26 protein-coding genes are annotated in these 24,605 nt (G+C 60.2%); 12 read left to right on the forward strand and 14 right to left on the reverse strand.

Translation table 11 applies throughout. The features are described 5' to 3' along the window. Nucleotides 1-8: 8 nt before the first annotated feature. A complete protein-coding gene (locus JZX88_RS00235) occupies nt 9-455 on the forward strand; it encodes a MarR family winged helix-turn-helix transcriptional regulator (protein ID WP_046798570.1) in 447 nt (148 codons plus the stop codon). Nucleotides 456-568: 113 nt separating this feature from the next. After that, nucleotides 569-991: a YciI family protein gene (locus tag JZX88_RS00240; RefSeq protein ID WP_065115109.1), complete on the forward strand. Its 423-nt coding sequence runs from the start codon at nt 569-571 to the stop codon at nt 989-991. A gap of 205 nt (nt 992-1,196) precedes the next feature. Here the strand turns inward: JZX88_RS00240 and JZX88_RS00245 are convergent, their stop codons facing one another. From JZX88_RS00245 to JZX88_RS00255, 3 genes are all read right to left on the reverse strand, one after another. Then, complete coding sequence (locus tag JZX88_RS00245; RefSeq protein ID WP_206912203.1) at nt 1,197-1,958, reverse strand: RES family NAD+ phosphorylase; 762 nt, start codon at nt 1,956-1,958, stop codon at nt 1,197-1,199. Further along, on the reverse strand, nt 1,918-2,301 hold the full coding sequence (locus JZX88_RS00250; protein WP_065115107.1) for an MbcA/ParS/Xre antitoxin family protein: 384 nt from the start codon (nt 2,299-2,301) through the stop codon (nt 1,918-1,920). Before JZX88_RS00250 ends, JZX88_RS00245 begins: the two co-directional genes overlap by 41 nt. Before the next feature lie 95 nt (nt 2,302-2,396). After that, nucleotides 2,397-2,819, reverse strand: coding sequence for an organic hydroperoxide resistance protein (locus JZX88_RS00255; RefSeq protein WP_003509379.1), 423 nt, complete (start codon nt 2,817-2,819; stop codon nt 2,397-2,399). A gap of 194 nt (nt 2,820-3,013) precedes the next feature. Between JZX88_RS00255 and JZX88_RS00260 the strand changes: the two genes are divergently transcribed. Together JZX88_RS00260 and JZX88_RS00265 are read left to right on the forward strand one after the other, a co-directional pair. Then, the gene (locus JZX88_RS00260) at nt 3,014-3,472 is read left to right on the forward strand and encodes a MarR family winged helix-turn-helix transcriptional regulator (RefSeq protein WP_206912204.1); all 459 of its coding nucleotides are present in this window, start codon (nt 3,014-3,016) and stop codon (nt 3,470-3,472) included. Nucleotides 3,473-3,623: 151 nt separating this feature from the next. Beyond that, the gene (locus JZX88_RS00265; protein WP_174030895.1) at nt 3,624-4,427 is read left to right on the forward strand and encodes a hypothetical protein; all 804 of its coding nucleotides are present in this window, start codon (nt 3,624-3,626) and stop codon (nt 4,425-4,427) included. A 42-nt stretch (nt 4,428-4,469) separates the two neighbouring features. Here JZX88_RS00265 and JZX88_RS00270 read toward each other — a convergent pair whose 3' ends face one another. The 3 genes from JZX88_RS00270 to JZX88_RS00280 form a co-directional block, all read right to left on the reverse strand. Beyond that, complete coding sequence (locus JZX88_RS00270) at nt 4,470-5,498, reverse strand: calcium-binding protein (RefSeq protein ID WP_206912205.1); 1,029 nt, start codon at nt 5,496-5,498, stop codon at nt 4,470-4,472. 275 nt (nt 5,499-5,773) lie between these two features. Further along, nucleotides 5,774-6,499: a L,D-transpeptidase gene (locus tag JZX88_RS00275; protein WP_065115105.1), complete on the reverse strand. Its 726-nt coding sequence runs from the start codon at nt 6,497-6,499 to the stop codon at nt 5,774-5,776. Between the two features lie 159 nt (nt 6,500-6,658). Further along, nucleotides 6,659-7,567 (reverse strand): L,D-transpeptidase, encoded by a 909-nt coding sequence (locus tag JZX88_RS00280; protein WP_065115104.1) that lies wholly within the window; start codon nt 7,565-7,567, stop codon nt 6,659-6,661. A gap of 167 nt (nt 7,568-7,734) precedes the next feature. On the opposite strand from JZX88_RS00280, the gene JZX88_RS00285 reads away from it, so the two are divergent. Further along, a complete protein-coding gene (locus JZX88_RS00285) occupies nt 7,735-10,443 on the forward strand; it encodes a heavy metal translocating P-type ATPase (protein WP_206912206.1) in 2,709 nt (902 codons plus the stop codon). 45 nt (nt 10,444-10,488) lie between these two features. Here the strand turns inward: JZX88_RS00285 and JZX88_RS00290 are convergent, their stop codons facing one another. The 3 genes from JZX88_RS00290 to JZX88_RS00300 form a co-directional block, all read right to left on the reverse strand. Beyond that, complete coding sequence (locus JZX88_RS00290) at nt 10,489-11,454, reverse strand: S9 family peptidase (RefSeq protein WP_110757383.1); 966 nt, start codon at nt 11,452-11,454, stop codon at nt 10,489-10,491. 127 nt (nt 11,455-11,581) lie between these two features. Further along, complete coding sequence (locus JZX88_RS00295) at nt 11,582-13,207, reverse strand: cisplatin damage response ATP-dependent DNA ligase (RefSeq protein ID WP_206912207.1); 1,626 nt, start codon at nt 13,205-13,207, stop codon at nt 11,582-11,584. 1 nt (nt 13,208) lies between these two features. Continuing rightward, a complete protein-coding gene (locus JZX88_RS00300) occupies nt 13,209-14,219 on the reverse strand; it encodes a ligase-associated DNA damage response exonuclease (RefSeq protein ID WP_206912599.1) in 1,011 nt (336 codons plus the stop codon). Between the two features lie 241 nt (nt 14,220-14,460). Here JZX88_RS00300 and JZX88_RS00305 point away from each other — a divergent pair, with 241 nt between their 5' ends. Continuing rightward, nucleotides 14,461-14,778 carry a type II toxin-antitoxin system RelE/ParE family toxin gene (locus JZX88_RS00305; protein WP_065115100.1) on the forward strand — a complete coding sequence of 106 codons (318 nt, stop codon included), beginning with the start codon at nt 14,461-14,463 and terminating at the stop codon, nt 14,776-14,778. Beyond that, nucleotides 14,759-15,058, forward strand: coding sequence for an addiction module antidote protein (locus tag JZX88_RS00310; protein ID WP_201101278.1), 300 nt, complete (start codon nt 14,759-14,761; stop codon nt 15,056-15,058). Before JZX88_RS00305 ends, JZX88_RS00310 begins: the two co-directional genes overlap by 20 nt. A 36-nt stretch (nt 15,059-15,094) precedes the next feature. Here the strand turns inward: JZX88_RS00310 and JZX88_RS00315 are convergent, their stop codons facing one another. After that, entirely contained in the window at nt 15,095-16,624 is a 1,530-nt protein-coding gene (locus JZX88_RS00315; RefSeq protein ID WP_206912208.1) for an MDR family MFS transporter, read from the reverse strand. Nucleotides 16,625-16,864: 240 nt separating this feature from the next. Here JZX88_RS00315 and JZX88_RS00320 point away from each other — a divergent pair, with 240 nt between their 5' ends. Next, nucleotides 16,865-17,380 carry a MarR family transcriptional regulator gene (locus JZX88_RS00320; RefSeq protein WP_206912209.1) on the forward strand — a complete coding sequence of 172 codons (516 nt, stop codon included), beginning with the start codon at nt 16,865-16,867 and terminating at the stop codon, nt 17,378-17,380. 82 nt (nt 17,381-17,462) lie between these two features. Further along, nucleotides 17,463-18,122, forward strand: coding sequence for a glutathione S-transferase family protein (locus tag JZX88_RS00325; RefSeq protein ID WP_065115096.1), 660 nt, complete (start codon nt 17,463-17,465; stop codon nt 18,120-18,122). 84 nt (nt 18,123-18,206) lie between these two features. Here JZX88_RS00325 and JZX88_RS00330 read toward each other — a convergent pair whose 3' ends face one another. Together JZX88_RS00330 and JZX88_RS00335 are read right to left on the reverse strand one after the other, a co-directional pair. Continuing rightward, nucleotides 18,207-18,827 (reverse strand): glutathione S-transferase family protein, encoded by a 621-nt coding sequence (locus tag JZX88_RS00330; RefSeq protein ID WP_065115095.1) that lies wholly within the window; start codon nt 18,825-18,827, stop codon nt 18,207-18,209. 160 nt (nt 18,828-18,987) lie between these two features. Further along, nucleotides 18,988-19,986, reverse strand: a complete 999-nt coding sequence (locus JZX88_RS00335) for an asparaginase (RefSeq protein WP_206912211.1) — start codon at nt 19,984-19,986, stop codon at nt 18,988-18,990. Between the two features lie 73 nt (nt 19,987-20,059). Here JZX88_RS00335 and JZX88_RS00340 point away from each other — a divergent pair, with 73 nt between their 5' ends. Next, nucleotides 20,060-20,812 carry a DUF3750 domain-containing protein gene (locus tag JZX88_RS00340; RefSeq protein ID WP_161991607.1) on the forward strand — a complete coding sequence of 251 codons (753 nt, stop codon included), beginning with the start codon at nt 20,060-20,062 and terminating at the stop codon, nt 20,810-20,812. A gap of 4 nt (nt 20,813-20,816) precedes the next feature. On the opposite strand, the gene JZX88_RS00345 is transcribed toward JZX88_RS00340, so the two are convergent. After that, nucleotides 20,817-22,160 carry a chloride channel protein gene (locus tag JZX88_RS00345; protein WP_206912213.1) on the reverse strand — a complete coding sequence of 448 codons (1,344 nt, stop codon included), beginning with the start codon at nt 22,158-22,160 and terminating at the stop codon, nt 20,817-20,819. A 150-nt stretch (nt 22,161-22,310) separates the two neighbouring features. Here JZX88_RS00345 and JZX88_RS00350 point away from each other — a divergent pair, with 150 nt between their 5' ends. Next, on the forward strand, nt 22,311-22,583 hold the full coding sequence (locus tag JZX88_RS00350; protein WP_080833754.1) for a YlcI/YnfO family protein: 273 nt from the start codon (nt 22,311-22,313) through the stop codon (nt 22,581-22,583). Continuing rightward, on the forward strand, nt 22,580-22,879 hold the full coding sequence (locus tag JZX88_RS00355) for a type II toxin-antitoxin system RelE/ParE family toxin (RefSeq protein ID WP_078051124.1): 300 nt from the start codon (nt 22,580-22,582) through the stop codon (nt 22,877-22,879). Before JZX88_RS00350 ends, JZX88_RS00355 begins: the two co-directional genes overlap by 4 nt. Nucleotides 22,880-22,882: 3 nt before the next feature. Here JZX88_RS00355 and betA read toward each other — a convergent pair whose 3' ends face one another. Further along, nucleotides 22,883-24,532 carry a choline dehydrogenase gene (betA, locus tag JZX88_RS00360; protein ID WP_206912214.1) on the reverse strand — a complete coding sequence of 550 codons (1,650 nt, stop codon included), beginning with the start codon at nt 24,530-24,532 and terminating at the stop codon, nt 22,883-22,885. Between the last annotated feature and the right edge of the window lie 73 nt (nt 24,533-24,605).

The following is a 24,605-nucleotide window of genomic DNA, read 5'->3' on the forward strand; positions in this document are numbered from 1 at the left end:
TTTATCCCATGTCAAACGCCAGCGTGATTCCTTTTTCGACAACTCTTTTCGTGCGGGACGCCTGCCTCTGCCTGCATGCGCAGCGTGCGGCGCGGGCTCTGGCGCGGCTGTTCGACAATGCGCTGAAGCCTGTTGGTATCAATAATGGCCAGTTTTCCCTGCTGATGTCGCTCAACCGGCCGGAGCCGCCGCCGATGGGGCCGGTGGCCCATCTTCTCGCCATGGACCGCACGACGCTGACGGCGGCGCTGAAGCCGCTGGAACGGCGCGGGCTCGTCAGTATCGAACAGGACCCGAAGGACAGGCGCGGCAAGCGGTTGCGGCTGACGGCGGATGGCATGGCCGTGCTTGCGGCGGCCTTTCCCATCTGGGAACAGACCCATGCCGAAATCGAAGCGAAAATCGGCAGTGGCGACCCCGACCGGCTGCGCCGCGATCTTATCGATCTCGGCTGACGGCATGACGGCATGACGCCACTTTTATCGGCCAGAATGTCATCGGGCCGTCGTGCTGAAAAACGAAACTACGAATGAAACGACCCGGAAAACGCAATCTAGGAGGAAAGACCATGCGTGCAATCGTTTTTGTAAAAGCCACCAAGAGCAGCGAAGATGGCGTGATGCCCACGACTGAACTCATGGAGGCAATGGGAAAATTCAACGAGGAACTGGTCAATGCCGGCATCATGCAATCCGGCGACGGCCTGCACCCCTCCTCCAAGGGCAAGAGGGTTGTTTTTGATGGCGACAGCCGCACTGTCGTCGACGGCCCCTTCCCGCATACCAACGAGCTGGTCGCCGGCTTCTGGCTGTGGAATGTCAAGGACATGGATGAGGCGGTGGCGTGGGTGAAACGCTGCCCCAACCCGATGCTGGAGCGCAGCGAAATCGAAATCCGCCCGCTGTTCGAAATGGAAGATTTTGGCGATGCCGTAACGCCGGAAATCGCAGCGCATGTGGAAGAACTGCGCGCCCGTGTGGGCAAGCAATAGCGGGACTCAGGCTTGCGGCTGGGCCTGAACAGGCCGAGGGGATGCCGATTGTTTCTTCTCCCCGCCGGGGAGAAGTCCGCGGCAGCGGGATGAGCGGCAAGGCTAGAGATATTCGGCAACGTTGCCCCCTCACCCGACCCTTCGGGCCGCCTTCTCCCCGGTAGGGAGAAGAAACAGGCGGCAGCGTCCGCTTAGCCAGCGGCCGTTACCCCAAGAGGCCGGCCAGACGCGGATCACCGGCAAAATCCGAGACAGAAAAACCGGCCCGCCACATCGGAAATTCGCACAGGGCCTGCACCCCGGTTTTCGACAGGTGAATGCGCCAGCTCATTCGATCTACAGGCGTTTTGGCAGCAAAGGCCTTTGGCGACAGAATTGCGATGTTAAGGCCGCCTGCCGGATCGCGCACCGAGCGATAAAGGATGGCCTCGACCTTAGCCTCCCGGGCCTTGTCGGCAAGCGCTTGGCAGGGCTCGTAATTCGTGAGATCGGTCCACAGCCGCTCGTCGCGGTTCAGTTCCGGTTTCGTCAGGTCAAGTGCGGCACCGGTGGCGACACGGGCGGCGAAGGCGGAATATTCGGCGGGATTGGCGGGCAGCGGCGTACCCGGCGATTCGGCATAAAACAGCAGCCGGTAAAAGGCCATTTCGGCCAGCGCCGTCTCCACCTTCGCCGCAGCGTAATAAACCCCTTCGGTGAAACCCGCACGGCGGAAACGCGAACCGTGCGGATAGGCGGCGCCATAACGGAAAGGCGTGGCGAGAAGATAATCGAAACCGGCGCATTCGGGCGGAAACGGCCGCTTGCTCGTCTCCAGAATATCTTCCAGCAGCGATTGCTCATCCACCGTATCCACCAGCTTCATGGTGGATACCTGATGCTGCGCCTCGACCAGCCGCCAGTATTTTCCCGATACGGCGCGTTTTTCAGACAGGAGCGCGTCGGGCGTCCAGATAGGAGAGGACATCGATCAATCCGGTAATGGTGGTCAGCTTGTCGGCAGGCACGGCGTTCAGCGCAACATTGTGGTTGCGCAGCCAGTTCTTCGCCACCACCTCGTCACCGCCGGCGATTGCGTCCAGCGAGCGGAAAACCCGGATCAGCAACACTGCCAGTTCGAAAGACTTGGCGCCCGGCTCCAGCAGGAAATCGAGCCGCTTCATGCGCGACACCGTAGGGGCTGAAACGCCGAGAATATCCGCCGTGCGGGCGGCATTCAGGCCCAGCCGCTCGGCGGCGGCGATGACGGCCTTGGTGACGACCCTGCCCTGTGCGGGAGAATCCATGGCGGTCTTGGCGTGAACATTCATGGCGCATATCCTTTCTTCAGAAAGAATATAGCATTTTTATTTCTGAAAACAAGAAGGCCGGGACAAGCCCGGCCTCGCTTTTCATCTCTGCAATATCAGGCAACCGAGACCGGCACTTCCGTGGAAGTGCGCATGGCGTGGCTGTAAGGGCAGACAATATGGGCGGCGGCAACGAGCTTTTCGGCGACTTCGCGCTCGACACCCGGAATATTCGCCTTCAGCGATACTTCGATGCCGAAACCGCCACCATCCTCACGCGGGCCGATGCCCACTGTCGCCGTCACAGTCGTGTCTTCAGGAATCTTTACCTTTTCCTTGCCGGCAACAAATTTCAGTGCGCCCAGGAAGCAGGCGGAATAACCGGCGGCGAACAGCTGCTCCGGATTGGTGCCACGGGCACCATCGCCACCGAGTTCCTTCGGAACGGTCAGCGTAACGTCGAGAACGCCGTCTTCCGACTTGGCGTTGCCAGCGCGGCCACCGGTGGCGGATGCTTTGGTCGTATAGAGAATAGGCATGGCATTTACTCCCTTCGGGTTGGTGTTGAATGTTTTATAGCGAACAATTAAATTGTGCGCAATATGATTTTGCGCGTTGAATGAAAATTTGTTTTTTGCGATAGTTTTCACGAAATTTCGCCGCGCATCCATGCGGCAGGAACCGAAAGCGGGGGCCGATTGTTCCCTCCCCGGTTTTATTTTGGAGCAGGACTATGGGCGCAGAGGGCAACGACACGAAGATGGAAAGCCTGTTGAGGCTGGACCAGCAGATATGCTTTGCCCTTTATGGCGCGGCGCACGCTTTCACACGTGCCTATAAACCGCTGCTCGATCCGATCGGGCTTACCTATCCGCAATATCTGGTCATGATGGCGCTTTGGGAAAAGCAGACCTCCACCGTCAAGGCGCTTGGCGAAATGCTGGGGCTGGATTCAGGCACGCTCTCACCGCTGCTGAAAAGGCTCGAACAGGCAGGGCTGATAACCCGCAAACGCGGCACGGTGGACGAGCGGCAGGTGCTGGTGGCTCTCACACCAAAGGGTGCCGACCTCAAAAAAGAGGGCGTGAAGATCATGATGGCCATCGGCGGCGCCACCGGCTGCGGGCTGGAGGAACTGGCCCAGCTGCGCGACCGGGTGAATGCGTTGAAGGATGGCCTTTCGAGGGGTTGACCCCTGAAAAACAAGGGGGCGGAAAGGATTTATTAACTAGCTCCCGATAAAGTTGCATTTATATTTTATGCAGCTAAAATGACTTGCCGCTGCATTTCCAGCCCCAAAAGCCGATGAGGGCATTTTGCGGCAGATTTCAAAAGGCATATTGATGACTTTGATCTCTGCGAATTCGATGGCATTGACCATTCTTAATCAAACTTTTTCCACGCGGGACATCTCACAGAATAGCGCCGCTAACTCGATCCTCAATATTGTCGCAGACAACCCGCAGAAGACTGCGCAAGCCATTGACACGATCGTATCGCTTGCTTCCCGCGTTACCAAAGTAAAACAGGAGACTGTTGCCACAAAGGAGATAGTCTCCGCCGCCATTCCGCAGGCAACGGTAAGCGCGATGGACGCCGCGGCGACGTATATAATTTCGTCCTCTTACATCAAGCCGATCGAACGGACAGCGGAGAATGCAGAAGCGATTGTAAAGGAGCTAATATCCATGGCTTCGAGAGCCAGTCCGCGCCAAGTATCAAAAATCATTGTGCCAGCGCGCGAAGAGTACGATGCCCAGTACGCTGAGTGGGGTGCAAAACGCATCGCGAATGGTGAGGATGAGGCGGTCGTGAAAAAGCAGGTCGCGTATTTTATCAGTGACCGAGTTTACGAAGGCCAAGTCAAGATGGCGGAACTCAACAACTCTCTCGATGGAACATATTGCGAAGTGTCGAGACAGTATATGCATGACAGCGAAAAAGCGCTTAAGGAATTTTTCGGTTCCGCCATAGTTCTTAAATTCGGTGAAAATGGTCAGGTGTCGGTTACACCCGGTACGCTATATTACGGCAACGGGCAGAAAATGGTTGAGTACAAAGAAACCGGCGAACTGGAAATTTTCGACAAAATGGGGAGCTTGGTAAAAGCCTACAAAAAATCGGAACTCCAGTCGTATTCAAGTTGAGAGTGCTCCGTCGGTTTTCCGACGGAGCTCCGACCCTTTAACTCACGCAAGTAAGCCAAATTCAAACATAGAAGGGACAAGTGATGCAGCCGAGACGTCAGAAAGCGCAATCTGCAAACCGTCCACGCTAATATTGGCGTGTCCGTTGACACCGTCTGCAATCATAAGATCCGCAAAATCGTCTGCTATCGCAGTGTCAAACCGTATTTTGTCACTTCCTAACTGGAAGTCTTTGATAGTGTCTTGCGCGCTCCTGACGGAAAAATAGAACGTGTCAGCGTCAGCCCCACCCCAAAGAACGTTTTCACCACCTCCACCTTCGATCAAATCGCTACCTGCGCCTCCGTCGAGAACATCGTTTCCAGCCCCGCCGCGCAACTGGTCATTTCCAGCTTCACCAAATAGCTTGTCTGCGCCGTCCCCACCGCTAAGCTGGTCGGTTCCAGTCCCACCATAAAGATTGTCGTCGCCTGCATCGCCATACAGAAGGTCGTTACCACCTTGGCCGTTAAGGTAGTCGTTTCCATCTCCACCATAGAGCTTATCGTTCCCGGCCGCGTTCAAATCCGCAACCCAGCGATTAGCACTGGTAGAGTCGCCGAATAGTCTGTCATTGCCACCATTGCCGTAAAGCGTGTCGTTCCCGCCATCGCCTTGAACTGTCTCACCGAGCATGCCACCGATGAACGTATTATCGTTCGCCCTGCCATAGATCGTAACGCTGGACTCCATGTATTTAACACTCGAAAAATCAACTCTTCCTGCAAAGTAGACGGGCTCCACCGGCCATTGGCTAAACTGATTGAATTGAATTTTTTCAATACTGCTCAAGCCATTGTCGGCAATCATGATGGCGGTCCACGAGTAGCCCGACGTTGGAGAGACATAAATTCTATCCTCCCCTTCACCGCCATAAAACCGCTCCCACCCGTTCTGGACTCCAGCTAGACCGCCAAACGCACTGCCGCCAAGCTGAAACGTATCGTTCCTAACCGCGCCGTAACGATCACCATAAAAAGTTTCGCCTGAACTTGTGCCTATCTGCCAACTATCTGCGAGATAATAAGTCATGCCATTCACTCCTCGATTAACGACAGAGATATTAGAATGATCGCAATACAGGAAATTAGCTTCAGTAAAAATTTATGAATAACCCGTATTTATTATAATAAAAAATCAATAAGAGTCACGAAATTTGAAATTATACTATAGAATAGATTATTATAATTAAAAAGAACATTCGTTTATTATAAATAAAAAATGGCCGCAGCAGGTTTCGTGTTGCAGCCATTATTTGTCAGATCGGTCAGCTTATGTACTGAATGCGGTTCGGATACTCCGTCAGCTTACTGCCACACCACCACACGTGCCTTCTGCGGCACGCGGTCGTAGAGGTCTATGACGTCCTGGTTCATCAGTCGCACACAGCCGGAAGAGACGGCCTTGCCGATGGAGTTCCATTCCGGCGAGCCGTGCAGGCGGTAAAGCGTGTCCTTGCCGTTCTGGAAGATATAGAGCGCGCGCGCACCCAGCGGGTTCTTCAGGCCCGGCGGCATGCCGCCATTCTTGGACGAATATTTGGTGAGTTCCGGCTGGCGGGCGACCATTTCGTCCGGCGGGGTCCATTTCGGCCATTTCTGACGCCACTGGATCACACCTTCGCCTGACCAGGCGAAACCATCGCGGCCGATGCCGACGCCGTAACGCATGGCGCTGCCGCCCTGCTCCACGACGTAGAGGAAGCGCGAGCGCGTATCCACGACGACGGTGCCGGGGCGCTCGCCGGTCGGGTCGACGACCCGCTGGCGATAATAACGCCGGTCGATTTTCTGATAGGGTACGGCGGGAATGACGTAACCGCCGTCCTCAACCGAGCCGTACATGACGGCCAGTTCCGCATCGCTGACGCCGGGCGAGAACATCTGGCGGAAATCGCTGCCGATGGCGCTCGCCTGCTGGCGGATTGCATCCCCCGTACCGGACGAGGCACAGCCCGCGAGAAGCGAAGCGGAGGAGATGCCCAGAAGGGAAAGGAAAGTACGTCTGGAAAGATCTGTGTCGGTGCTCGTCATAAGTCCGGATTGTCCCACATTTCGAACGGCCTGGATCGCCGTTGTACGTCGTTTGTTCCACGTTTCAGGCGTATTGCGAAAATAGTTAACCAACCGCTAAAAGCCAGCGACAAGCCGCTGGAGGAGCCACCCATCCCCGCGCTTTCTTTTAGAACGTGGTCAGATAACCACAATCTGCGCCCCTTGCGGCACGCGCTCGTAAAGGTCGATGACATCCTGGTTGAGCATGCGCACGCAGCCGGACGAGGTGGCCTTGCCGACGGACTGCCAGTCCGGCGTGCCGTGCACCCGGTAAAGCGTGTCCTTGCCATCCTTGAAGATATAAAGAGCGCGCGCACCGAGCGGATTGTTGAGACCCGGCGTCATGCCGCCATTGGCGGCGGAAATGGAAGCGAGCTCCGGCTGGCGTTTGACCATTTCATCGGGCGGCGTCCAGCGCGGCCATTTCGCCTTCCACTGGATCTTGCCGCGACCCGACCAGGCATAACCGTCACGACCGAGGCCGACGCCGTAACGGATCGCCTTGCCGCCCGGCTGCACCAGATAGAGGAAGTGCTGCCTGGTATCGACGACGATGGTGCCGGGTGCTTCCGCCGTCTGATAGCTGACTTCCTGCCGCAGATAACGCGGATCGATGCGACCATAGGGAATGGCCGGAAGCGAGCGGTCATCATCGCGGATCGGGCCATACATGACACGATGCAGCGGATTGGAGACCGGCAGGCCGTAGGTCGCCATGCGATCCGGGACAAGCGGTGCCGCCTGCCCCTGAACCTGCGGCGCGTTCAGCCCCTGCCCGCGCACCGGCGGGCCATATTCCTGATGGAAACGGGTGCGGAACAGGTCCGGCGGGCGCGTCGAAAGCTGGCCCGGCTGCGGCGGCAGTTCCGGCTGGCGATTGGAGCTTACGGAATTGAAGTTGAAGACCGGCGCTGTCTCCCGCACGAAGACATCCGGGTCCATGCGGGTCGTATCCGTCACGAAAAGGCAGCCGCTCAGGAGCGACAGAGCCGCAAGGCCCGCCAGAGAGGCCGCCCGGCGGCAGGTTTTCAAAAGGAGTGCTGTCATCTGAACCGCTTCATGGAATCCAATATGCCGGCATGATGAACCGTGCGGCTGGCGCGAAGCTGGCGTCACCTTTTCAAATAAAATCGGAAAATCGCATTTTTGCCCTTGAACCTCTAGTTGCTAGAGGTGCCAGATTGACTGTCGACTGGAATTCAGGAGCGAAAACCATGAATATTTCGACACGCGGCAATCTGAACGGCGACGACGGGGAGCTGACCTTCACGGTCGGTGGCATGGATTGCGCCAGCTGCGCGGCCAAAATCGAGACGGCGCTGACCCGGCTGCCGGGTGTGGGTGACATCAAGGTCTCGGTGGCGCGCGAAAGGCTGAAGCTTTCACTCGACGAGAGCAAGACTTCGGTTGAAAAGATCGAGGAAACCGTCCGCAAGCTCGGTTACAAAACTGCCCTGCTGCCGCGGGAAAAGGCTCCGCAGGCAAAAATCGAGGCCGATCATCACGACCATTCCACCTGCGGCGGCCATCATGCCGACACCGGGCTAGGCGACACGGGGCCAAGCGACACTGGGCTAAGCAACAAGGGGCTAAGCGGTGAGAAGAGCAATGCCCTGACCTTTTCGGTCGGCGGCATGGATTGCGGCAGCTGCGCGGCGAAGATCGAGACGGCACTCTCGCGTCTGCCCGGTGTTGCCGACGTCAGGGTCTCGGTCGCGCGCGAGAGGCTGAACCTCTCGCTCACGGAGGGGAAAACCGCAGTCGACAAGGTCGAGGACACGCTGCGCAAGCTCGGCTTCAAACCCGCCCTGCTGCCGCAGGAAAAGGCCGCACGCGAAAAGACGGATGACCAGACGCACGACCATGGATCCTGCGGCGGCCATAACCACGATCACGATCATGATCACGATCATTCCGGCCATGATCATTCAGATCACGACCACGCCAATTGCGGCGGCCACGACCATGATCACGCCAAGCATTCGCACGAGAAGGCACAGCCGGCGGCAGTGGCCTCTGGCAGTGAGGCCGGACACACCCATGGCGCGGATGAAAAAGGAGCATGGTGGCGCACGGCAAAGGCCCGCAACACCTTCACCGGCACCATTCTGGTCGCGGTTGCCTATGCGGCGGAACTGACCTTCCCGGCCTGGGGCGGCTATGCCTTCATCATCGCCACGCTGGTGACACTGTTTCCGATTGCACGCAATGCCTTCAACGCCGCCCGCTTCGGTGCGATCTTCACCATCGAGATGCTGATGACCATTGCCGCGATCGGCGCGATCTTCATCGGCGAGGCGGAGGAAGCCGCCATCGTCGTGCTGCTCTTTTCGATCGGTGAACTGCTTGAGGGCTTTGCAGCCGCGCGGGCACGTTCCGGCATCAAGGCGCTTGGCTCGCTGCTGCCGAAGACAGCGCTGGTGGAAGAAAACGGCACGTTGCGGCAGGTGCCGGCCGATCAGGTCCGCATCGGCCAGGTGGTCGTGGCGCGGCCCGGTGACCGCATCTCCGCCGATGGCGTGGTGATGGAGGGCGAATCGAGCGTCGACGAATCGCCGATGACCGGCGAAAGCATCCCGGTCGCCAAGGAAAAAGGCGCCCGCGTCTTTGCCGGTTCGATCAACCATGACGGTTCGCTGCGCATCCGCGTCGACCGCGCGCCGGAAGACAACACCATCGCCCGCATCATCACGCTGGTCGAGGAAGCGCAGGATGCGCGCGCGCCGACCGAACGCTTCATCCAGAATTTCTCGCGTTATTACATGCCGCTGATCGTGGCGATCTCGGTGCTCACCATCATCGTGCCACCGCTTGCCGGCCTCGGTGACTGGGATACGTGGATTTACCGCGGCCTGGCGCTGCTGCTCATCGGTTGCCCCTGCGCGCTGGTCATCTCCGTTCCCGCGGCAATAGCCTCCAGCCTTTCGGCTGCGGCCCGGCACGGCATGCTGGTGAAGGGCGGCGCCGTCATCGAGATGCTGGCGCGCACCGAAACCGTCGCCTTCGACAAAACAGGCACGCTGACGCTTGGCGAACCTGTGGTGACCGACGTGGTGGCACTTGACGGCAACGAGACCGGGCTGATCGCCGAAGCCGCCACCATCGAGCATGAATCGAGCCATCCGCTTGCCAGAGCCATCGTCAACCATGCCGAAAAGGCCGGCGTGAAGCCCCTGCCCGGTTCGGATATCAAGGCGATTTCCGGTCGCGGCATGCAGGGCACCGTTGGCGGAAAGAAGCTGTTCATCGGCGCGCCGCGCTTTGCGACCGAGGTGGGCACCGTCTCGAAGGAGCTTGCCGACCGCATCACTGCGCTTGAGAGCGAAGGCAAGACGGTGGCCGTCGTCATGGCCGGCGGTGCGGCAAGCGGCCTCTTCGCCATGCGCGACGAACCGCGCAAGGATGCGGCTGACGGCGTCAGGGCGCTGAAGGAAATGGGCATTTCCTCGCTGATGCTGTCGGGCGACAATGCCCGCACGGCGCGTGCCATCGGCAACACGCTGGGCCTTGAAGCGCGCGGCGAACTCCTGCCGCAGAACAAGGTCGAGGAAATCCGCAAGCTTGCGGCAAAGAAGACCGTGGTGATGGTGGGTGACGGCATCAACGATGCGCCCGCCCTTGCCGCCGCCAGCGTCGGTGTCGCCATCGGCTCGGGCACTGACGTGGCTATGGAAGCCGCCGATGCGGCGCTGATGCGCAACAATGTCGGCGATGCCGCCCGCCTCATCGGCCTGTCGCGCGCCACCATGAGCAACATCCGCCAGAATGTGACCATCGCGCTTGGCCTGAAGGCGGTGTTTCTGGTCACGACCGTCACCGGCCTTTCCGGCCTGTGGCTCGCCGTCTTCGCCGATACCGGCGCGACGGTTCTGGTGACCGCCAATGCCATGCGGCTGCTCGGTTATTTCAAGAAGAGCGCCTGATTTCACGGAAGGGCTGAAAACCGCAGCGGCGGTTTTCGGCCCTTTTCAGGCGAATTGATTGAAGAAGCGGATGCTTTCCACCACCGCGCCCGGCACCACACCGATATGTGTGCCGGGCAAAAGCTTTTTGTCGACCTTGAACCCGGATGTCAGCGCACGATCCACGAAAAGCTGGTGATCGGCGTCGAAAGGCCGCTCCTCATCGCCGCGCAGCAACAGCGCCGGACATTTGAGGCTGGGGCCGAAACAGACGGAAGAACGCATGATGAATTCGCGCTCGTCGGTCTCATCGAAACAGATTTCGTCGGTATAGCGGTTGAAATAACGCCAGGAATTGACGCCGGCCGAGATGGGGGCTGCGGCACGGAACCTGCGGCTCATGGCGGCCAGAAGCGTCAGTGTGCCGCCATTGGAATGACCGGCAATGAAAAAGCGCCTGCTGTCTATGCCCGGCAGGTTTTCCAGATAGGTTGCCGCCGCCAGCGCATCCGCCGTTTCGTCATAAAAGCCGGAGTAATTGCCACTCTGGCCGTTTTCTCCACGGAAGGACGGCAAAAGCACGACGAAACCCGCTTCCCAATAGGGCTTCATCAGCGCCCAGTGGCCATCACCGGTGGCGTTGCCGCCATGGAGAAACAGGACCGCGGGTTTCAGCGTTTTTGATGGCTGGTAATGGGAGAGCCAGGCGACCAGCTCGATGGAGCCATCCGGCCCGCCCGGATAGGTGACGCGCTGCGCCCCGGGCGGCGTGCCGAGGGCCGAGGATTTCTCCGGCGCCGCCATTTTTCGCAACAGACGGGTGTGGAAGTGCTGACGCGCCACCGCATAATCCTGCCGTTCCAGTGGCAGAACCTGAGGCGTGGCAATGCCCGCTTTTGCGCCCTGCGGCAGAAGCGCCGCCGCCGACAGGCCCATGGCACCCGCAAGCAGGCCACGCCGCGTCAGGCCCGGGCATATAGTGCCGCTTTCTTCCTGTCCGAAGGCTGAGGAAAGAAGGCGCTTATCTGCCATGAATACACCTGAAGACGGGGATGGTAATATTAGCAGTTCAGCACTGCGGCGGGAGACTGTCCAATCACGGATTCGCGAATGACAACAATGTATTCGCAGCATTCATGGCAATTTCTGGACGGCCACCTTACCCTTCCGCACCATCGATCATCGCAACCAGCGTCGAAAGCCGGTCCGCTTCGGCCGGCAGCTTGTCGGCTCTCAGCCGCGCAATACGCGGAAACCGCATGGCGACGCCGGATTTGTGGCGGGTGGAGCGATTGATGCCCTCAAAGGCCACTTCCAGCACAAAACCGAAATCCGGCGTGGCCCGCACCGCCCGCACCGGGCCGAAACGCTCGACGGTGTTGTCGCGCACGAACTTGTCCAGCACTTCGAGTTCCGCGTCGGTGAAACCGAAATAGGCCTTGCCCACGGGAACGAGCTGTTCGCCATCCTCTCCTTCCGCCCAGACACCGAAGGTGAAATCGGAATAATAGCTCGACCTTTTGCCGTGGCCGCGCTGCGCATACATCATGACGGCATCGATATTGTAGGGATCGCGCTTCCACTTGAACCACGGCCCCTTGGCGCGGCCGGCCTGATAGGCGCTGTCGCGGCGCTTGATCATCACGCCTTCGATCACCGGATCGGGCGGCGCGGCGCGCAGGGCGTCCAGTTCCTGCCAGCTGGAAAAGCCGATCAGCGGCGAGAGGTCGAAACGGTCATGCGGTGCGTGATCGATGATATCCGACAGCCTGCCACGGCGCTCCAGATAGCTCTGCGCGCGAATATCGCTCTCCCCCTCGAACAGCAGATCGTAAGCGCGGATGAAGGCGGGATAATCATCCAGCATCTTCGTTGTCACCGTCTTGCGGTTCAGCCGCTGCTGTAAATCCGAGAAGGTGCGGGTGAGATTGTTGGAGCGCGCTGTCCCGCCAATCAGCAATTCGCCATCCATCACGCCTTCGAAATCGATCGCCTCCAGAACGTCAGGGAAAGCACCGGAAATATCGTCGCCGGAGCGGGAATAGAGTTTTCGCGCTCCACCGGCACGGGACAATTGCACGCGAATGCCGTCCCATTTCCATTCGGCGGCATAGTCGGCCGGGTCCAGCGCATCGAGGTCGCCATCGGAAACCGGTGTGGCCAGCATCACCGAATGGAAGATGGCGGGCGTCGCCAGCACCGGCCGCCCGGACTTCCCCTCAAGCCATGCGAAAAGCGGCGTATAGGGCGGCGTCAGCCCGTGCCAGAGGGTTTCGATTTCGGTGATGTCTTTATCCGCGAAATCCGCCAGCGCCTGTCGCGCCAACCGCGCCGAGACGCCGATGCGCAGGCTGCCGGTTGCGAGTTTGAGGAAAGCGAAACGCGAGGAGGTATCGAGCCGGTCGAGCAGATCGCGCACCGCGCCGCGCACCTCGGTACGCCCCAGAGAATTCATCAATGTGACGACTTCGCCGAGGCGCGGGTCCTGCGCCTCGGAATCGTCAGCACCGCCGATATTGCCCCAGACCAGCGAAATGGTTTCGGCCAGATCGCCGACATAGTCGTAGGAATAATGGAACAGCACCTCGTCCATGCGCTCCAGCACCAGATCGCGCAGCAGGGCAGGCTTGACGCTTTTCAAGTCCAGCGTACCGGCAATCGCCGCCAGCCCGTAACCCCGGTCGGGATCGGGCGTATCGCGGAAATAATCGGTGAGAAGCTTCAGCTTGCCGTTGCGCGAGGGAGTGAGAACAAGGCGGTCGAGAAGGGTGGCGAAGGCTTTCATCTCAATCCCCCTCGTCTTCATAGCCGACAAGATGCAGCGGCTTGGCCGCAATGCCCTGCAATTGACACCAGCGGACCAGCGCCTCCTCACGGCCATGGGTGACCCAGACGGCCTGCGGACCGATTTCCCCGATGGTTTCCAGGAGTTCCGGCCAGTCGCAATGGTCTGATATGACCAGCGGCAATTCCACGCCACCCTGCTTCGCCCGCTGCCGCACCATCATCCAGCCGGAGGCGAAGGCGATGAGCGGTTCGTTGAAGCGCCGCGCCCAGCGTTCCTGAAAGGCCGAGGGCGGGCCGACGACGATGGCGCCCTTGAAGGCGGAAGGATCGCTTTTTTCGAGCGTTGCGGGTCTTAGATCGCCGAGATCGATACCCTGCGAGACGTAATAATCGCAAAGCCGCGCCAGTGCGCCGTGAATGTAGATCGGATCGGCATAACCGTTGTCGCGAAGCAGCCTGATAACGCGCTGCGCCTTGCCGAGCGAATAGGCCCCGACGAGATGGGTGCGTTCCGGAAACTGCCGGATGGAGGTCAGCAGCTTGCCGATTTCCACGCGCGGCAGCGGATGGTGAAACACCGGCAGACCGAAAGTGGCCTCGGTGATGAAGACATCGCAGGGTACCGTCTCGAAGGGCGCGCAGGTGGGGTCGACACCCCGCTTGTAATCGCCGGACGCAACGATGCGCAGGCCATTCATTTCCACGGAGATTTGCGCCGAACCCAGCACATGGCCGGCGGGATGGAAACCGACGGTGACGCCGTTCACCTCCACCCTCTCATCGAATGCGACCGCCTGCTCGCTGCCGCAGAAATCCTCCCCATAGCGGATACGCATGATATCCAGCGTCTGGCGCGTGGCCAGCACCGCGCCATGGCCGGCACGGGCGTGATCGGAATGGCCATGGGTGATGAGCGCCCGCGCCACCGGGCGCACGGGGTCGATATAAAAATCGCCCGCCGGGCAATAGAGGCCTTTGGGCGTGGAATTCAGCAGCTGTTCCGGCTTCATATTCATTGAGATAGGGCCGCCCGCGCGAATGTAAAGTGCTGCGAGCATAACGCGGAACGGGCGTTAAATTTCCAGTGGGGGCGATTTTGTTTGGCCCCCGCCTCCCTGTCATTTCGATTTTGGGCCGGGCCTGTATCAGCGTTGCATTACAAAGTTCGCAGGCGCAACGCCCGCGTGCGACCGGCTGGAGGGTAGCCATGGGATTGGTGCTTGCGGAAATGTATCCAATCGGATACATTTCATGACGAACAGTTTCGAGAAATCAGCAGAGTTCGACGAGTGGCTAAAGGCTTTGAAAGATCGCACCGGAAAGGTACGGATTCTTCATCGCCTCACGGCAGCCGAGCATGGGAATTTCGGCGATTGCGCGCCGGTGGGTGGAGGCGTTTCAGAGATGCGCATCCACTGTGGTCCGGGTTATCGGGTCTATTTCACGCGTGTCGGAAAGAGGATTTACTTCCTTCTGATCGGCGGGAATAAGTCGTCGCAGAAGTGGGACATAAAGCGCGCAATCGCGATGGCGCAAACAATAGGAGGGGATGGTCATGACGGAATTTAGCAAATTCGATGTGTCGGACTATCTTGATAGCGACGAAGCCATGATCGAATATCTGGCAGTGGCGATGGAAAACGAAAACCCCGATGTGTTCATCGCCGCCCTTGGCGCAGTTGCCAGGGCTCGCGGAATGTCGCATGTCGCGGATGCCTCTGGTCTCGGCCGGGAGAGCCTATATAAAGCGCTTAAACCTGGTTCGAAGCTCCGCTACGAGACCGTGCAGAGAGTCCTGCATGCGCTGGGCTTCCGGCTGGCTGTCGAAAAATCACTGAACGCCGCGTGAGGCTGGCATTCGCGCCAGCCTGCAGACTGCACTTCCCTACTCCCCCGCCCCTTCGGCCGGCTTTGCCTGCACCGCCGCCGGCAGTCGCACCGGTTTCAGCATCAGCGCCGCCGCAAGGCCGATGGCGGCGGTTGCGGCCGCGGCGAAGAAGAGCGGCGTAAACGCATCCGAATAAAGCGAGGCAACGGCGGCCTGTGAGGCGGCGGGCAGTTCGGAGAGCATTTTCGGCGTCAGTTCCTCTATTCTGCCGACGCCGGGAATATCGACCGCCACGCCCTTGAGGCTCGACGATACGATGGCGCCATAGACCGAAATGGCAATGGCGGCGCCACCCATGCGGGTCAGGGTCACCGCGCCGCTCGCGGCACCGATATCCGCCTTGGGCGCGGAATTCTGCACACCGATGATCGGCGCCTGCTGGCCGAGGCCAACGGCGAAGCCCTGCGCCAGCATCAGCAAGGCGATCAGGGGAAGCGGCGTTCCGGCATGCATCTGCGTGAACAGCAGCATGGCGATGAGGTTGATCGAAAGACCCGCCACCGAGAAGGGCTTGTAAACGCCGGTGATCGAAATCAGCCGCCCCGCCGATAGCGAGCCCATGACGATGCCGCCGGTGACGGCGATGAAGAACAGGCCGGCATGGGAGGGCGAAAGCCCGGTCGTGGTCTGCAGGAACAGGGCATAATAATTGACCATGCCGATACCGATACCGCCGCTGGTCAGCGAGACGATCATCAATAGCGGAAAGGTCGAATCCTTGAACAGCCTGAGCGGTACGACGGGTTCCGGCGCACGCCGCTCCACCTGCACCCAGAGGAAAGCGGCAATGACGGCGAAGGCGATGATACCGAGGCTTGGGGCCGCGATCAGCGAACCGAACAACTCGCTGCTGTCGGCCCAGAAGACCACGCTGGCAATGGTGGCCGCCAGGAGGACCGCGCCGAGATAATCGATCTTCGGCTGGCGGGCCGGGCGGCGATAGGGCAACATCAGCGCCAGGCCCGCAATGACGATGATGCCAAGCGGCAGGTTGATGAGGAAGATTGATCGCCAGCCGAACAGGTCGCTCATCGTGCCGCCGAGGATCGGGCCTACACTGCCCGACGCCATGATGGTGAGGCTGGAATAGCTCTGGTAGCGGGCGCGTTCGCGCGGTTCGAACAGATCCGCATTGACGGAGAAGATCGACACCATGATGCCGCCGCCACCAAGCCCCTGCAGGACCCGCGCCGCAATCAGCGAATCCATCGACCAGGCCAGACCGCAGGCAAGCGAGCCGAGCGTGAAGATGATGACCGCCGCGATCATCACATATTTACGCCCGAACAGATCGCCGAGCTTGCCATAAACAGGCATGACCGCGCTGGTCGCCAGAAGATAGGCCGAGCCGATCCAGCCGAAGCGCTCCAGCGCGCCGAACTCGCCGACGATGGTGGGAAGTGCTGTCGATACGATCTGGTTGTCGAGGGTCGCCATGAACATGGCCAGCATCAGAAACAGAAAGACGATGAGCCTGCGCCGATGATCCGACACAAGCGGCGCCACGGGGGCTGCGGACATATCCATGAAAATCTCGTTGAGTTCCGGCGGTTTTGCTGCGACAATTTGTGTGCTATCAGCACATATATGTCAATGGCAAGTTTTTGACATCCATGCTACTCGACGAGCGCGTCCGGTTAAATCGAAGCGTCGGGCGCGCTCCATGTTTTTGTTCTTGCGCATTGTCCTGATGTAAAACCGCTACGCACTTTTACTGGAAATGCTCTAAATGTGATCGCGAACTGGCAATGAAAGGAACGGCAAAGCGTGGTGAATGAGGAAAACTGGAACGAGGATCTGCCCGAGGACATCAAGCGGATCGGCAATACGATGACGCGCATGCGCATCATGATCGGCCGCCGCATCATCGGCCGCATGGCGCTTGCCAAGCTCGCTCCGGGTCTCGAACTCTCGCATATTGACGTTCTCGATATTCTGCGCCGTGCCGAAGGCGATGTCACCGTCGGTGCGATTGCCGAGGGCATGCGCATCGATCCTTCCCGTGGCAGCCGTGTCGTCGCGGATATGGTCGGGCGCGGCCTGCTGAAGCGTGGCGTCTCGCAGGAGGATGGCCGTCGCAGCATCGTCGAGATCACGCCGCTAGGCACCAGCCTGCTGCAGGAAATGCGCCGCACCAAGATGAGCGTCATCGAGGATGTGATGGAGGGATGGCCGGCCGACGACGTGGAGACTTTCGCGCGCCTGTTCGAGCGGTTCATCGAACGTTTCGAATACCGGCTCTCCCCGGATACGGACTTCTTCACGGATCAGAAAAAATCATAGCTGCCCCGGCGATCTGCAACTTCACTTTAAAACAACGAAACCGTAACGTGCCGCGCATCGAACTGGTCAAGGGGTAATTTCGATGTTGACGATTTACGGTGTCTACCGCTCCCGCGCCACGCGCACGCTGTGGCTGGCGGGGGAACTGGGCATAGAATTCAGGCATGTGCCGGTCATACAGGCCCGCCGCCTTGCCGATCCGCTGGCAGCGGACGCGCCGCTCAACACGCTGTCGCCCGCGTTCCTCGCCGTCAACCCGATGGGCACCATTCCCTGCATCGAGGATGACGGCATGGTGCTTTACGAATCCATGGCCATCAATCTCTATCTGGCGCGTAAATATGGCGGGCCGCTCGCCCCGGTCGATCTGAAGGAAGATGCGGCGATGCTGCAATGGTCCTTCTTTGCCGCGACCGAAATCGAGACCAATTCGCTGAAAATTTCCTCCGCCATCGCCGAAGGCCTGTCGGAAAGCGACAGCGGCAAAGCGGTGATCGATGTCGCCGCCCGTCTGCTGAAGCGCCCCTTCCGGGTGCTGGAGCAACATCTTTCCAGCCACGACTATCTGGTGGGCGACCGTTTCACCGTGGCCGATCTCAACGCGGCGGAAATCGTCCGTTACGCGCAGGGCCACAAACCGCTGTTCGATGCCCATCCGGCGCTGAAAGCCTGGCTGGATCGTTGCCAGGCCCGCACGGCGTTCAAGACCATGTGGGATACGCGCGCGGCCGAAGCGGCTTGACACGAGCTTTGGGCGCGGACTGGAGACGTCCCTCCGTACTCAACGTCATCCTCGGGCTTGTCCCGAGGATGACGGCAGTAACTATTAACCCCTCTCGCTCGCCAAGGCCCGCTGCACCGCCGGGCGGTCGTTCATGCGGCGGAAGTGGTCATGCACCTTCGGGAAGCGGGCAATGTCCACACCGTCGCTTTCCAGCCAGCCGGACATGACGAAAAGATAGGGATCGGCCACCGAATAGGCCGTGCCCAGAACCCACGGGCCGTGCAGGAGGCCGTGCTCGATCAGTTCGAAACACTCGCCCATGGTCTGCGGCACCTTTGCCTTCATATCCGCAAACGAACTCTCCTCGTTCGCCCAGCGGCTGCCGCGCCGGCCATGGGCGTGGGCGACATGCACGGTGGAAGAAATATAGGCGTTGAAGGACTGCATGACGGCGAATTCGAAGGGATCGTCAAGCGGTGCGAGCTTCTTCTCCGGGGCCATCTGGGCGATGAAGGCGAGGATGGCCGGGGTCTCGGTCAGCACGCCGCTCGCGGTGGCGAGCGCCGGTACGCGGCCTTTCGGATTGATCTTCAGAAATGTCTCGGAGCGCTGTTCGCCCTCGGCGAAATTGACGCGGTGGGCTGTGTAGGGCAGGCCCGATTCCTCAAGCACGATATGGCTGGCGCGCGAGCAGGAACCGGGGGAGAAAAACAGTGTGAACATGGATATGCGACCTCCAGGACAATGAAGGCGTCCACCTCTTCCTGTCGCGGACGCCGGGCCCTGCCGGCGACCGGGAGTCGGCCATCACGCACAGGGCGAACCATCATCGTGCCGGCAACCGGCCGCGTCAAAGGTTTTATCGTGTTTTTGATGCCGGATTTTACAATCCGACGACCCTGACATCGCCGACATGGATGCCGTTCCAGTTGCGCATCTGCCGGTTGGCCATGCCTGTCAGAGCCTGCTTTTCGGCGCTGCCCTCATCGAAATAGCGGGCGAGCAGTGCCGAGACCATGGCTTCGGCCGCGCGCGTGGTGCCATCCTCGCATTTCACCGCCATGGCAATGCCCTTTTCCGGCAGGGCGGCGACAAAAACGCCTTCGGCGCCGGTCTTTGCGAAGATTTTCCCCGGCGCGATCTGCATCAGTTTCGTGCAGGCGCGGCCGGTGCCCGCCACGTAAAAGGGCTCCGCCATGCAGGCCTCGACGAGACGGCGCGAGGCTTTCGCACGACCCGCTTCCAGCCCCCTGCCCGTCGTCATTTTCGCGAAACCATGCGCCAGCCCTTTGAGCGGCACGGCATAGGTGGGGATGGAGCAGCCATCGACGCCGCAATTGTCCTGACCGAGAGCAGCACCCGTCAGGCTTGCCATCGTGGCGCGGATTTCCCGCTGCAGCGGATGATCGTAGCCGACATAACCTCTGGGATCCGTGCCGGTGTGGCAGCAGGCGCAGATGAAGCCGGAATGTTTGCCCGAGCAATTATTGTGAAGCGCCGTCGGCTTTTCCAGCGTGCGGGCCTGATGGATGATGGTTTTCTGGTCGGACGACCAGTGCGCACCGCATTCCAGCGTATCGGCATCCCTGCCCGCTTTCGCCAGCATCGAAGCGGCGAGTTCCACATGCGCGTCCTCGCCGGAATGGGAGGAGCAGGCAAGTGCCAGTTCGCGGTTACCGAAGCCATAGGCATCCGCAGCACCGCTTTCCACCAGCGGCAGCGCCTGCATGGCCTTGCAGGCGGAACGCGGGAAGATGCCGCGCTCGATATCGCCAGCCGAAAACAGCACGCCGCCATCACCATCCACCACCACGGCAAGGCCCTGATGGCGGCTTTCGACAAGGTTGCCCCTGACGACTTCGACGGTAACGGAATTGTTCATGTTCGCAGCCTCAAAAAATTCTGATTTCATGTGGTTGATACCGCAATTGATTTTTCGATGCACGGGGCTATCAGTGAAATTTGCAAAACGTCTGCTGCTGGCAATTGCCGTTATCTACCTGCTGCCCGCACTGGCGTCGGCCGGTTTATGGGCCATGAAGGACCACCCGCAGGGCTGGAGCGCCGCGAAATGGTCTTCCTCCGGCATGCTGCCGGCCGCGACCAATGACGGGCAAGCCGCCGTCTACGTCTTTTCCGCCATGACCGGCGGTTTCAAGGGCTCTGTCGCCAGCCATGCGTGGGTCGTGCTGAAAAAGCCGGGTGCCGCGACCTATGACCGTTATGACAAAGTGGGCTGGGGCACGCCGATCCGCCACAATGGTTATGCGGCGGATGCCTTCTGGTATTCCAACACGCCGCGCCAGGTCGTGGCCATTCACGGCGCGGAAGCGGAAAAACTTATTCCGAGGATCGAAAAGGCGATTGCCGATTACCCCTATGGCCGACCGGGCGGCTATCGCATCTATCCCGGCCCCAACTCCAACACCTTCGTTGCCCATGTGCTGCGCAGCGTGCCGGAACTGGGCGTGGTATTGCCGCCCGACGCGGTGGGCCGCGACTATCTGCCGAACGGGGCGTTCTATCACATTGCCGACGACTGGAAGGATGCGAGCGTGTCGCTCGGTGGGTTGTTCGGCGTTTCGGCGGGTGCGCGCAGCGGTTTCGAGATCAATTTTCTCGGCCTCGTCGCCGGCTTCGATTTTGGCCGGCCCGGCGTGAAGATACCGGGGCTCGGTTATTTCGGGGTGGCGGGAATCCGCGCTTAAAACGTTACGTTTCGCTGGCCTGAGCTGCGCGCCGGGCGCGGATGCTCTGGGCGATGAAGACCCGCGACAGGCCGTGATAAAGCGGCTCGCGGGAGAAAAGCCGTGAGGTCAGATACCCCAGCATCGACGCGGCCATGATGGGTATGACGCCTTCATGATTGCCGGTCATTTCGAGAATGATGACGAAAGCCGTCATCGGCGCCTGCACCACGCCCGCGAAATATCCCGCCATGCCGACGATTGCGCCGAGGCCGATGCTGGTGCCGAGCAGGCTTGCCATGGTGCTGCCGAAACCCGCGCCCACCGACAAGGACGGTGCGAAGATGCCGCCCGGGATGCCCGACATCATGGCAAGGAACGTCGCCGCCAGCTTTTCGAGGAAAAAGAATGCCGGAGCGGCTTCTCCCTCGATCGCGGCGCGTGCCTGTTCGTAACCCGTTCCGAAGGTCGCGCCGCCCGTTGCAATACCGATGACAGCGGAGGCAAGGCCGCAGGCGGCCGCCACCGCCAGCATCCGTTTCAATGGCATGGTCTGGGCGAAACGCCGGATACGCGCGGACAATCTCAGGGCACCGGCGCTGAACAGCGCGCCAAATGCGCCGCCGCCAACGCCGCAGATCAGCACCAGCAGCCAGTCCATCGTGGTTTTCGCCATGACCGAACTTGTGCCGAAATAGGTATAGCTGCCAACCAGGGCGAGCGACGCAAGACCGGAGAGGATGACGGCCGTGAGGACAAGGCCGTTGGCACGGGATTCGTAGGTCTTGCTCATTTCCTCGATGGCGAAGACAATGCCCGCGAGCGGCGTGTTGAAGGCCGCCGCAATGCCTGCCGCCGAGCCGGCAAGGATGAGACCCCTGGCCTGCGCGATGCCACCCCAGCGGGCGGCCTGCAGCATGATGGAGGCCCCGACCTGAACGGTTGGCCCTTCACGGCCGATGGAAGCGCCGGAGAGAAGGCCGGCGACCGTCAGCACCACCTTGCCGAAAGCGAGTTTCAGCGACAGAAGCCGCGAACGGTCCACATCATCACGCAGGTGCCGCGCCGCAATCGCCTGCGGAATGCCGCTACCGCCGGCATTGGGAAAAACCGTGATCGCCAGCCATGCGCAGAGCGTGAAGCCGAGCGGCGTGACGATGAGCGGCAGCAGGAAGGCCCATTCGCCCGATGAGGTTGCCGCAAAGAAAAGGTGCTGGGATCGATCCGCCGCCCAAGCGAAACCGACGCTGATAAGGCCGACCGCAATCGCGCCAATCCAGAAAACCGCCCTCGGCCTCCACACCCGCCACGAACCCCACACGACACGGGAACGGCGGAGCATCTTCAGCTTTTTGTAGTCGGCGGGCATGGCGGTCCAGATCGGTGATTTTGATGTTCGTCATCAGGCGGGAAGCCCGTTTATCCGCCTCTCGGGCGGGGATTGCAAGGTTTTGCATTTGACAGACCGCCCCTATCGGCGCATTCTGCGCGTCGCAATTGCAACGCATGGAGACGCAATATGAAAACGGCGACATTGCCTTCGCTGCGGGTAACGGCGGATTTTCGCGAAGCGGCGGAAAGCGTGCTGAAGGACGGCGAAACGCTCTCTTCCTTCGTTGAGGATTCCGTGCGCAGGCAGGTGGAAATCCGTAAATCACAGGCAGAGTTCATTGCGCGCGGGCTGGCCTCGCTCGAAGAATCCAAACGGACGGGGATTTTTTATTCGGCCGAAGAGGTGCATGCGGAATTGCGGGCGATGCTCGCCGCCAAGAAAGCTGAGCGTGGCGAGTGACCTTCAATCTCCGGTACACGATTGCAGCCCGAGCGGACATAACCCGGCTATATGATTTTCTACTGGAAAAGGATTTTTCGACGGCGGAAAAAGCCGTGGACCGAATCATTTCGACGATTGAGGGACTGAGCGAATTTCCTTTCGCAACGCGCAAGGCGCCTGGGGACAACGCACTCTTACGAGAACTGATCGTTCCGTTCGGATCTTCCGGTTACATCGTCCTCATTCAAATCGAAGATGCGGAAACCGTGTCCATCCTCGCGATCCGCCACCAGCGCGAGGATGATTACCATTGATCCTCACCGGTCGCTGACAGCCGCGCGCGGGTTTACCCATGGTTCCTGATTGGAACGCGGCAGCGGGACCTTGCCGAGAATATGATCCGCCGCCTTTTCGCCGGTCATGATCGACGGGCCGTTGAGGTTGCCATAGGTCACATGCGGGAAGATCGAGCTGTCCGCCACCCTTAAGCCCTCCACCCCGATCACCCGGCATTCGGGATCGACGACGGCCATCGGGTCGTCTCTGTCGCCCATCCGGCAGGTGCCGCAGGGGTGATAGGCGCTTTCCAGATGCTCCCGCAAAAAGGCGTCGATCTCATCGTCGCTCGCCACTTTTTCACCCGGCTGGATTTCCGGCCCGCGAAAATCGTCGAAGGCCTTCTGGCTGAAGATTTCGCGCGTCAGGCGGACGCAATGGCGGAATTTTTCCCAGTCTTCCGGGTGGCTCATATAGTTGAAACGAATGACGGGATCGTCCTTCGGATCGGCTGAGCGCAGCGTGACGTTGCCGCGTGACTTCGACAGGTTGTAACCGACATGCACCTGAAAACCATGGCTTTTCGCCGCCGCCTTGCCATCATAGGAAATGGCGACGGGCAGGAAATGGTACTGGATATCGGGCTGCTTCAGGCCCGGTGCGGAGCGCAGGAAGGCGCAGGCCTCGAACTGGTTGGAGGCGCCAAGCCCGCCTTTCGACAGCAGCCATTGCGCGCCCGCCACGCCCTGCCAGAACCACGGCAGCCAGGAGTATAGCGAGACGGGCTTGGTGGAGACCTGCTGGAAATAAAACTCCATATGGTCCTGAAGGTTTGCGCCCACACCCGGACGATCCGCCTTTACCTCGATGCCCATGTCTTTGAGATGCGCGGCGGGGCCGATGCCCGATAGCATCAGCAGTTTCGGCGAATTGAACGAGGATGCCGAGACGATGACCTCGCGACTGGCCGTGACGGTTTCGACTACGCCCTTGCGCTCGATCTCGACACCGACCGCACGGCCGTTCTCGATGACGACCTTGCGGGCGAAACCGTTGACCAGTGTGACATTGCCGCGCTTCAGCGCCGGTTTCAGATAGGCATTGGCGGCGGACCAGCGGCGGCCATGATGGATCGTCTGCTCCATCAGCCCGAAACCCTCCTGCTTGGAGCCGTTATAATCGTCGGTCAGCTCGAAACCGGCCTGCGCGCCGGCCTGAATGAAGGCGTGGAACAGCGGATTGTTGACCGGGCCGCGCTGCACATGCAGCGGCCCATCCGTGCCGCGCCAGCCCTCCTCGCCGCCATGGCTGTGTTCCATGCGCTTGAAGTAAGGCAGCACATCCGCATAGGCCCAGCCATGCGCGCCGAGCTCCTCCCAGCGGTTGAAATCCTCGGCATGGCCACGCACGTAAACGAGGCCGTTGATGGAGGAGGAGCCGCCGATGACCTTGCCGCGCGGTGCGGTGATGCGGCGGTTGTCGAGGTTCGGTTCGGGCTCGGAGAGATAGCCCCAATTATAGCGCTTCATGCTCATCGGCCATGCGAGTGCGGCCGGCATCTGGATGAAGGGGCCGAAATCCGACCCGCCGGCCTCGATGACGATGACGGAATAACGGCCGTCTTCCGACAGGCGATAGGCGATGGCGGAGCCTGCGGAGCCGGAGCCGACGATGACGTAATCTGCTTGCATGATCTGCTCTCTCCGATGAGCGTTGGTTCCGATTGATTGATTGACTGTCAGTGGGTGGGGCTTTCCCCCCTCT

The sequence above is a fragment of the Agrobacterium sp. OT33 genome, from assembly GCF_017313365.1.
Taxonomy (GTDB): domain Bacteria; phylum Pseudomonadota; class Alphaproteobacteria; order Rhizobiales; family Rhizobiaceae; genus Agrobacterium; species Agrobacterium rhizogenes_A.